Here is an 8,155-nt window from a genome sequence, read left to right on the forward strand (position 1 = left end):
ACATGCGCGTACTGATCGTGGAGGACGAGCCCTATCTGGCCGAAGCCGTCCGTGACGGTCTGCGTCTGGAGGCGATCGCCGCAGACATCGCCGGCGACGGCCACACCGCCCTGGAACTGCTCGGCGTCAACTCCTACGATCTCGTCGTCCTCGACCGTGACATCCCCGGCCCCTCCGGCGACGAGGTCGCCCGGCGGCTCGTCGCCTCCGGCAGCGGCATCCCGATCCTGATGCTCACCGCCGCCGACCGGATCGACGACAAGGCCTCCGGGTTCCGGCTCGGCGCCGACGACTACCTCACCAAACCCTTCGAGCTGCGGGAACTGGTCCTGCGGCTCAGGGCACTTGACCGCAGACGTGCCTACGCCCGGCCCCCGGTCCGCGAGATCGGGGGCCTGCGGCTCGACCCCTTCCGCCGGGAGGTCTTCCGCGACGGACGCCATGTCGCCCTCACCCGCAAGCAGTTCGCGGTCCTCGAAGTCCTGGTCGCCGCCGAGGGCGGGGTCGTCAGCGCCGAGGAACTGCTGGAACGGGCCTGGGACGAGAACGCCGACCCCTTCACCAACGCCGTCCGCATCACCGTCTCCGCCCTGCGCAAACGGCTCGGCGAGCCCTGGATCATCACCACGGTGCCCGGCGTCGGCTACCGCATCGACACCACCCACTCCGGCGGCACGCATGAGAACCGATAGGCGCCCGGGGCGCAGCGCCCGGCTGAAGCTCACCCTCAGCTATGCCGGATTCCTCTTCGTCGCCGGAACCCTCCTGCTCGCCGTCATGTGGGTGTTCGTGCTGCGCTGGTTGCCGACCGACGACCCCAGAGCCCTCCAGGAGCGGTACGGCGCCGTGATCATCGTCGGACCCAACCGCTCCGACCTCCTGCGCGGCTTCGCCCCCGCCGCGGCCACGGCGCTGGCCTTCCTCCTCGTCTTCGGCCTCCTCGGCGGCTGGCTCCTCGCCGGCCGGATGCTCGCACCCCTCACCCGGATCACCGCCGCAGCCCGGACCGCCGGGCAGGGATCACTGTCCCACCGGGTCCGGATGCGGGGCCGCCGGGACGAGTTCCGCGAACTCTCCGACACCTTCGACTCGATGCTCGACCGACTGGAGTCCCAGGTCGCCGAGCAGCAGCGCTTCGCCGCGAACGCCTCCCACGAACTCCGCACCCCGCTGGCGATCTCCCGCACACTCCTCGACGTCGCCCGCAAGGACCCCACCCGCGACCGGGACGAACTCATCGAACGTCTCTACGCCGTCAACGCGCGGGCGATCGACCTCACCGAGGCACTCCTGCTGCTCGGCCGCGGCGACTTCACCCACGAGCGCGTCGACCTCTCCCTCCTCGCCGAGGAAGCCGCCGAAACGCTGCTCCCCCTCGCCGAACAGCGCCGGATCACCCTCGACGTCACCGGCGGCGCGGCCGGGACCAGCGGCTCCGCGGAACTCCTGCTGCGGATGGTGACGAACCTCGTCCAGAACGCCGTCGTCCACAACCTCCCCGACGGCGGCACGGTGACGGTCCACACCGAGGCGTACGGCGCCACGAGCGTGCTGCGGGTCGAGAACACCGGCCGCCCGCTCGCGCCGGACCTGGTCCCGACCCTCACGGAACCCTTCCGACGCGGCACGGACCGCGTACGCACCGACGAACACGCGGGCGCCGGCCTCGGCCTGGCCATCGTGCACAGCGTCGTCCGCGCCCACGACGGCACCCTCGACCTCGCCCCCCGGCCCACCGGCGGCCTCGTCGTCACGGTCCGGCTCCCCGGCCCGCCGCCCTAGCCGCCGGTCACCTTCACTGTCAGGCGGGCCGCAGCCACACCGTCGCCAGTGGCGGCAGTGTCACGTGGATGCTGGTCGCACGGCCGTGCCAGGGCTGGGGGTCCGGCTTCAGCGGGGACGGGTTGTGGATGTCCCCGCCGCCGTACCGGGACGCGTCCGTGTTCAGGGTCTCGTGCCAGGCCGGGACCGTGTCCGGGACGCCGACGCGGTAGTCGTGGCGGACGACCGGGGAGAAGTTGCTGAGGGAGATCAGCGGGGTGCCCTCCGCGTCGTAGCGGACGAAGGCGAAGACGTTGTCCTCCGCCGCGTCGCCGACCAGCCACTCGAAGCCCGAGGGTTCCGTGTCCTTCTGCCAGAGCGCGGGAGTGTCCTGGTACACCGTGTTCAGGTCGCGCACCAGGTCCCTTACGCCCCTGTGGTCCGCCTCCGCGCCGTACGCCGGGTCCAGCAGCCACCAGTCCGGGCCGTGCGCCTCCGACCACTCCGCGCCCTGCGCGAACTCCTGGCCCATGAACAGGAGTTGCTTGCCGGGGTGGGCCCACATGAAGGCCAGGTACGCCCGTTCGGTCGCCCGCTGCTGCCACCAGTCGCCGGGCATCTTCGACACCAACGACCGCTTGCCGTGCACGACTTCGTCGTGGGAGATGGGGAGTACGTAGTTCTCGCTGTACGCGTACACCATCGAGAACGTCATCTCGTGGTGGTGGTGCCTGCGGTGCACCGGGTCGTGCTGGACGTAGCCGAGCGAGTCGTGCATCCAGCCCATGTTCCACTTCAGGCCGAAGCCCAGGCCGCCGAAGCCGCCAGGGCCGGTGTGGTGCGTGGCCCGGGTGACGCCGTCCCACGCCGTCGACTCCTCGGCGATCGTCACGACGCCCGGCACCCGCCGGTACACGACCGCGTTCATCTCCTGGAGGAAGGCGACCGCGTCCAGGTTCTCCCGACCGCCGTGCTCGTTCGGCGTCCACTGGCCCGGCTCGCGCGAGTAGTCGAGGTACAGCATCGAGGCCACCGCGTCGACCCGCAGGCCGTCTATGTGGAACTCCTCGCACCAGTAAAGGGCGTTCGCCACCAGGAAGTTGCGCACCTCCCGCCGACCGTAGTCGAACTCCAGAGTGCCCCAGTCGGGGTGCGCGGCCCGCAGCGGATCCTCGTGCTCGTACAGCGTGCGCCCGTCGAACTCGGCCAACGCCCACTCGTCGCGCGGGAAGTGGGCGGGCACCCAGTCCATCAGTACGCCGACACCCGCCCGGTGCAGCGCGTCCACCAGGAACTTGAAGTCGTCCGGGGTGCCGAGCCGGGCCGTCGGCGCGTAGAAACCGGTGACCTGGTAACCCCACGAGCCGCCGAAGGGATGCTCCGCCACCGGCATCAGCTCGACATGGGTGAAGCCCAGGTCCCTTACATACGCGGGGAGTTGCTCGGCCAGCTGACGATATGTCAGCCCCGGTCGCCAGGACGCCAGATGGATCTCGTAGATCGACATCGGGGCCTCGTGGGCCGGGGTCTCCGCCCGCCGGGCCAGCCACTCCTCGTCCTGCCACTCGTGGCGCGAACTGTGCACGATGGACGATGTGTTGGGCGGCACCTCGGTCCGGCGGGCCATCGGGTCCGCGCGCAGGGTCTTCGAGCCGTCCGGGCGGGTGATCTCGAACTTGTACAGCTCGCTCTCGCCGACCCCCGGCACGAACAGCTCCCACACCCCGGTGCCGCCCAGCGACCGCATCGGATACGCCGTACCGTCCCAGAAGTTGAAGCCCCCGGTCACCCGCACCCCGCGCGCGTTGGGCGCCCAGACGGTGAACCGGGTGCCGGTGACGCCCTGGTGGGTCATCGGCTCCGCGCCCAGCGCCTTCCACAGCTCCTCGTGCCGGCCCTCGCCGATCAGATGCAGGTCCAGCTCGCCCAGCGCGGGCAGCAGCCGGTACGCGTCCTCGGTCTCCTGCGTCTCACCGGCGTACGCGATGACGAGCCGGTACTCCGGTACGCCCCGCAGTGCCAGCGCGCCCGAGAAGAAGCCGTCCCCGTCGTCGTGCAGCTCGGTCCGCAGCTCCCCGGAGACCACGGTCACCGTCCGCGCGTACGGCCGCAGCACCCGGAAGGCGACCCCGCCCGGCAGCGGATGCGCGCCCAGGACGGAGTGCGGGTCGTGGTGCGTGCCGGCCAGCAGCCGTTCGCGGTCGGCGGCGTCCAGCGCGGGGGAGGGGAGAGGCACGGCTTCCTCGGTCTGCTGTTCCAACTTCTTCGCCGCCTTCTTCCCGGGGTCCTTCTTGGGGTTCTTCTCGGGGCTCTGCTGGGGGTCCTTCTTGGGGTCCGGCTCGGGGTTCTTCTTGGGGTTCTTCTGGCTCTTGGTGCTCTTGGGCTTCTTCGAGCCGGTGGACGGGGGGCGCGGGGTCACGGGCTGGGGCCTCCGGGGGTGAGGTGGCGTACGGGTGGCGGGGTGACGCGGGAGGTCAGCCGGGTGCGGCCAGTCGCCGGACCGCGGACATGGGTACCGGCAACCAGTCTGGGCGGTGCCGGGCCTCGTACACCACCTCGTAGACCGCCTTGTCCGTCTCGTACGCCCGCAGCAGCACCGGATCGGTACGCGGGTCCCGGCCGCTCGCCTCGGAGTACCCGGCGCAGTACGCGGCCCGGCACACCGCCGCCCAGCCGGGGTGGTGGGGGCGGAGCGAGTGGGCCGCGTAGTCGAAGGAGCGGAGCATGCCCGCGATGTCACGGGCCACCGGCTGCGGCAGCCGCCGTTCCGCGAGGGGCTTCGACGGCTCGCCCTCGAAGTCGATCAGCGACCACTCACCGGACGGCGACCGCAGGCACTGCCCGAGGTGCAGATCGCCGTGGATGCGTTGGGCCGTCCAGGTCTGGCCCTCGGCGGCGAGATCGGCCAGCGCCTCGTACGCCGAGCGCAGACCGGGCGCGTACGGATGCAGGGCCGGGACCGCCTGGACCGCGGCCTCCAGGCGCTCGGTCATGCCGTCGACCAGCGGACGCAGCTGGGCGTGGCCCAGGGTCACGGTCGGCAGGGCGCGGGCGAGGGCCAGGTGCACCTCGGCGGTGGCGCGCCCGAGCGCCCGTGCCTCCTCGCTGAAGTCCTCTCCCTTGGCCAGCTCGCGCAACGCCAGCTCCCAGCCGTCGGAGGCGCCGCGCACGAAGGGCTGGAGGACACCGAGTACGTATCCCTCGGCGCTGTCCTCGGCGCCGCCGCCCGCCTCGGGGGCGTCGGCGTGGATCCAGGCCACCGGGGCCGGTACCCGGGGGCAGCCCTCGCGGGCCAGGGCCAGCGGCAGTTCCAGGTCGGGGTTGACGCCCGGGATGACCCGGCGGAGCAGCTTCAGGATGTACGTGTCGCCGTAGACGATCGACGAGTTCGACTGCTCCGCGGTCACCACCCGGGCCACCAGCCCCGCCCGTATTCGCCCGCCCGCGTCCCCGGCCCCGGCCTTGTCCCCGCCCCCGTCCGCCGGGTCCGGTTCCCGGTCGAAGCGCAGGGCGCCGATCCGGGCCCGGGTGCGCATCGCCTCCAGGAGGACGTCGGCGGGGCGGGCGTCGTACAGGGCGTCGTACACCGTACGGCCGGTCAGCGGCCCCCGGTCCACATGGCCGATCAGCGCGGGCGCCAGCCGGGGCGGCAGCGCCTCGCGCACGCCTATGAGGAGCTGGTAGCAGTCCCCGGGGCCCTGGAGCGCGGGCTGATGGGCGCGTACGAGGAGGTGGTACAGGCCCAGCGGTGCCGTGACCGTGACCGGCAGCAGTTCGGTGGCCGCGACCAGGGCGAAGCCGGTGACCGGGCGCCCCTTGCCGGCGAACCAGCGCTGTCTCGGCAGCCATTCGCGCAGCAGTGGATCAAGGGACGTGAGGAGGTCGGGACTTGTCGTGGCGGAGCGGGTGGCGGCTTCCGACATGGCGTCGCGTCCTTTCCCCGGGGGCGGGGTGTGACTGATGCGTGCCCCGGGCGGGACGGGGGAAACCGGCCCGCCGGGGTTCGGCGTACAGCGAGGCGTCAGGCTACGCCGCGTCCGTCGCGTCGGTACGAAGGCGGAACCAGTAGAAGCCGTGGCCTGCGAGGGTGAGCAGGTAGGGGAGTTCGCCGATGGCGGGGAAGCGGACTCCGCCGATGAGTTCGACCGGGTGTGCGCCGCTGAACGCCCGCAGGTCCAGTTCGGTGGGCTGGGCGAAGCGGGAGAAGTTGTGGACGCACAGGACGAGGTCGTCCTTGTATTCGCGCAGGAAGGCGATGACGGCCGGGTTGGACGAGGGCAGTTCGGTGTAGGAGCCCAGCCCGAAGGCGGGGTTCTGTTTCCGGATCTCGATCATGCGCCGGGTCCAGTGCAGGAGCGAGGACGGGGACGACATCGACGCCTCGACGTTGGTGACCTGGTAGCCGTAGACCGGGTCCATGATCGTGGGCAGGAAGAGACGGCCCGGGTCGCAGGAGGAGAAGCCCGCGTTGCGGTCGGGGGTCCACTGCATGGGGGTGCGGACGGCGTCGCGGTCGCCGAGCCAGATGTTGTCGCCCATGCCGATCTCGTCGCCGTAGTAGAGGATCGGCGAGCCGGGCAGGGACAGCAGGAGAGCCGTGAACAGTTCGATCTGGTTGCGGTCGTTGTCCAGGAGGGGTGCGAGGCGGCGGCGGATGCCGATGTTGGCGCGCATACGCGGGTCTTTGGCGTATTCGGCCCACATGTAGTCGCGTTCTTCGTCGGTGACCATTTCGAGGGTCAGCTCGTCGTGGTTGCGCAGGAAGATGCCCCACTGGCAGTTCGAGGGGATCGCGGGGGTCTTGGCGAGGATCTCCGAGACCGGATAACGCGATTCGCGGCGGACGGCCATGAAGATGCGCGGCATGACGGGGAAGTGGAAGGCCATGTGGCATTCGTCGCCGCCGCTCTGGAAGTCGCCGAAGTAGTCGACGACGTCCTCGGGCCACTGGTTCGCCTCCGCCAGCAACACCGTGTCCGGGTAGTGGGCGTCGATCTCCTTGCGCACGTGCTTGAGGAAGTCGTGCGTCGCCGGGAGGTTCTCGCAGTTGGTGCCCTCGGCCTGGTACAGGTACGGCACCGCGTCCAGGCGGAAGCCGTCGATGCCCAGGTCCAGCCAGAAGCGGAGCGCGGAGATGATCTCCTCCTGCACGGCCGGGTTCTCGTAGTTGAGGTCCGGCTGGTGGGAGAAGAAGCGGTGCCAGTAGTACTCCTTGCGGACCGGGTCGAAGGTCCAGTTGGAGGCCTCGGTGTCCACGAAGATGATCCGCGCGTCCTGGTACTGGTCGTCCTTCTTGGCCCAGACGTAGTAGTCGCCGTACGGGCCTTCGGGATCGTTTCTCGACTCCTGGAACCACGGGTGCTGATCACTGGTGTGGTTCATGACGAAGTCGATGATGACGCGCATGCCGCGTTGGTGGGCGGCGTCGACGAATTCGACGAAGTCGGCGAGGTCTCCGAATTCGGGGAGGACGGCGGTGTAGTCGGAGACGTCGTAACCGCCGTCCCTCAGCGGTGACTTGAAGAAGGGGGGCAGCCAGAGGCAGTCGATGCCGAGCCACTGGAGGTAGTCGAGTTTGGCGGTGATCCCCTTGAGATCGCCGACTCCGTCGCCGTTGCTGTCCTGGAAGGAGCGGACGAGGACTTCGTAGAAGACGGCGCGCTTGAACCATTCGGGGTCCCGGTCCTTGGCGGGAGTGTCCTCGAAGGTGTCCGGGACAGGCTCATTGACGATCATGTTGTGGGTGACCCTCCGATCTGCGGGGTGGACGGTCGCAGGACGGTCAGGATGTGCGCGGGGCGAGTGCCCGGTTCGAGGCGCACATAGTTCGTCCTGCCCCATGAGTAGGTCTCGCCGGTCAGCTCGTCGCGTACCGGCACGGACTCGTGCCAGTCCAGGCCGAGTTGCGGCATGTCCAACGAGACCGTCGCCTCCTGGGTGTGGTGAGGGTCGAGGTTCACGACCACCAGAACCGTGTTCGATCCCCGGTGTTTCGAGTAGACGATCACCGCGTCCTGATCCGCGTGGTGGAAATGGAGGTCGCGCAGCTGCCGCAGGGCCGGGCTGCGCCGCCGGATCGCGTTGAGCGTGGCAATCAATGGCGCGATGCTACGTCCGTCACGTTCCGCCGACTCCCAATCACGGGTACGCAGTTGGTATTTCTCGGAGTCCAGGTATTCTTCGCTGCCCTCGCGCAGAGGGGTGTTCTCGCAGAGTTCGTAGCCGCTGTAGACGCCCCAGGTGGGGGAGAGGGTGGCGGCCAGTACGGCGCGGGCCTCGAAGGCGGGACGCCCGCCCTGCTGAAGGTACGCGTGCAGGATGTCGGGCGTGTTGACGAAAAAGTTCGGGCGCATGTACGCGGCTGTCTCGCCGGCCAGTTCGGTGAGGTAGTCGG

General features: G+C 70.0%; 6 protein-coding genes. 2 read left to right on the forward strand and 4 right to left on the reverse strand.

The window, feature by feature from the left end:
• The first annotated feature begins 2 nt into the window (after positions 1-2).
• Entirely contained in the window at positions 3-692 is a 690-nt protein-coding gene (locus CW359_RS17200; RefSeq protein ID WP_105970818.1) for a response regulator transcription factor, read from the forward strand.
• Positions 679-1,782 (forward strand): sensor histidine kinase, encoded by a 1,104-nt coding sequence (locus CW359_RS17205; protein ID WP_105970819.1) that lies wholly within the window; start codon positions 679-681, stop codon positions 1,780-1,782. The genes CW359_RS17200 and CW359_RS17205 overlap by 14 nt, the downstream gene beginning before the upstream one ends.
• Positions 1,783-1,801: 19 nt before the next feature.
• Here the strand turns inward: CW359_RS17205 and glgB are convergent, their stop codons facing one another.
• From glgB to CW359_RS17225, 4 genes are all read right to left on the reverse strand, one after another.
• The gene (gene glgB / locus CW359_RS17210; protein ID WP_105970820.1) at positions 1,802-4,180 is read right to left on the reverse strand and encodes a 1,4-alpha-glucan branching enzyme; all 2,379 of its coding nucleotides are present in this window, start codon (positions 4,178-4,180) and stop codon (positions 1,802-1,804) included.
• A 55-nt stretch (positions 4,181-4,235) separates the two neighbouring features.
• Positions 4,236-5,684, reverse strand: a complete 1,449-nt coding sequence (locus tag CW359_RS17215) for a maltokinase N-terminal cap-like domain-containing protein (protein ID WP_105970821.1) — start codon at positions 5,682-5,684, stop codon at positions 4,236-4,238.
• A 103-nt stretch (positions 5,685-5,787) separates the two neighbouring features.
• Positions 5,788-7,497 (reverse strand): maltose alpha-D-glucosyltransferase, encoded by a 1,710-nt coding sequence (gene treS / locus CW359_RS17220; RefSeq protein ID WP_105970822.1) that lies wholly within the window; start codon positions 7,495-7,497, stop codon positions 5,788-5,790.
• On the reverse strand, positions 7,494-8,155 hold a 662-nt coding region (locus CW359_RS17225; protein WP_157968559.1), incomplete at its 5' end, for an alpha-amylase family glycosyl hydrolase. The genes treS and CW359_RS17225, both read right to left, overlap by 4 nt.

This window comes from Streptomyces geranii (assembly GCF_002954775.1).
In the GTDB taxonomy this organism is placed as follows: domain Bacteria; phylum Actinomycetota; class Actinomycetes; order Streptomycetales; family Streptomycetaceae; genus Streptomyces; species Streptomyces geranii.